Raw genomic sequence first — 2,068 nt, forward strand, 5'->3', positions numbered from 1 at the left:
CGTTGGGCGGCTCCACCAGCGCTGCTAGGGGTGGTCGGACACGTCCACCGCCGCGGCCCTCGAGGGGGACGTCGAGGAGCTCGAGGCACGGATCCACGGCGACGGCTCCGTCTCCGTCAGCGACGACGGGCGCGGCATCCCCGTCGACACCCACGAGGAGTACGACCGCCCCGCGCTCGAGGTCATCCTGACGGTCCTCCACGCCGGCGGGAAGTTCGACTCCAAGTCGTACCAGGTCTCCGGCGGGCTCCACGGCGTCGGCGTCAGCGTCGTCAACGCCCTCTCCGAGCGGCTCGAGGTCGAGGTCAAACGTGACGGCGGCGTCTTCCGCCACCGGTTCGCGCGCGGCGAACCCGACGAGGACGGCTTCGAGCGCGTCCGCGACATGGACGCCGGCGAGTCGACCGGGACCGAGATCCGGTTCTGGCCCGACGAGGAGATATTCGAGACGACGGAGTTCCAGACCTCCACGCTCGCGAACCGACTCCGCGAGCTCGCCTTCCTCAACTCCGGTGTCGAGATCCGCCTGGCCGACGACCGCGACGACAGCGAGGAGACGTTCCGCTACGACGGTGGCATCCGCGAGTTCGTCGAGTACCTCAACGAGACGCGCTCGCCGATCCACGAGGAGGTCATCTACTTCGAGGGCGAGACCGACGGCGTCCACGTCGAGGTCGCGATGCAGGCGACCGAGGAGCTCCAGGGCTCCGTCCACGCGTTCGCCAACAACATCAACACCCGCGAGGGCGGCACCCACCTCACCGGCTTCAAGACCGCCCTCACGCGGACCGTCAACGACTACGCCAACGAACAGGGGCTCGTCAACGACCTCGACGCCAACCTCAAGGGCGAAGATGTTCGCGAGGGGCTCACGGCGGTCGTCTCGGTGAAACACCCGGACCCGCAGTTCGAGGGGCAGACGAAGACGAAACTCGGCAACAGCGAGGTCCGCGGCGTCGTCGAGTCCGCGACCCACGAGAAGCTCGGCACCTTCTTCGAGGAGAACCCCGACACCGCCGAGAAGGTCGTCCACAAGGCCGCGGAGGCGGCGCGCGCGCGAAAGGCCGCGAAGAAGGCCGAGGAGCTCACCCGCCGCAAGTCGGCGCTGGAGTCGACCGCGCTCCCCGGTAAGCTGGCGGACTGCCAGACCCGCGACCCGACCGAGGCGGAGCTGTTCGTCGTCGAGGGCGACTCCGCGGGCGGCTCGGCCAAGCAGGGCCGGAACCGCGAGAACCAGGCGATCCTCCCGCTGAAGGGGAAAATCCTCAACGTCGAGAAACACCGCCTCGACCGCATCCTAGAGAACGACGAGATCCGCGCGCTGATCACCGCGATCGGCGCGGGCATCGGCGAGGAGTTCGACCTCGACGACGTCCGGTACAACAAGATCATCCTGATGACTGACGCCGACGTCGACGGCGCCCACATCCGGACGCTGCTCCTCACGCTCCTCTATCGGCACATGAAGCCACTTCTGGAGGCCGGCTACGTGTACGCGGCCCAGCCCCCGCTGTACCGCGTCCGGTACCGCGGCGAGACGTACGACGCCATGACCGAGGCGGAGCGCGACCGCATCGTCGAAGAGGAGTGCGACGGCAACCCCACGCAGGTCCAGCGGTTCAAGGGGCTCGGCGAGATGAACCCCGACCAGCTGTGGGACACCACGATGGACCCGACGAACCGCCGGCTCAAGCGCATCACCATCGACGACGCGGCCGCCGCGGACCGCATGTTCAACGTGCTGATGGGTGACGCGGTCGAGCCGCGCAAGCAGTTCATCAAGGAGCACGCGACCGAAGCGGAGTGGGTGGACATATGAGCTCGGAGACTCCCGACGCCGACCCCGGCGACGTCCGCGCAGCACAGGTGACGAACGCCCGCATCGAAGACGAGATGGAGCAGTCGTACATCGACTACGCGATGTCCGTCATCGCGGGTCGCGCGCTCCCCGACGTGCGCGACGGGCTCAAACCCGTCCACCGCCGGATCCTCTTCGCGATGAACGAGGCGGGCGTAACGAGCAACTCCGCGCACCGCAAGTCCTCCTCCGTCGTCGGCGAGACGATGG

At 68.1% G+C, this 2,068-nt stretch carries 1 protein-coding gene and 1 pseudogene; both read left to right on the forward strand.

The annotated features are described in order from the left end of the window. Positions 1-37: 37 nt before the first annotated feature. Positions 38-1,819: pseudogene (locus tag B9G38_RS16450) on the forward strand (DNA gyrase subunit B); the annotation flags it as partial. Then, positions 1,816-2,068, forward strand: a 253-nt coding sequence (locus tag B9G38_RS16455; RefSeq protein ID WP_303646248.1) for a DNA gyrase subunit A, incomplete at its 3' end; no start/stop codon positions are given. The pseudogene B9G38_RS16450 and the gene B9G38_RS16455, both read left to right, overlap by 4 nt.

The organism is Halorubrum sp. SD612 (assembly GCF_002135005.1).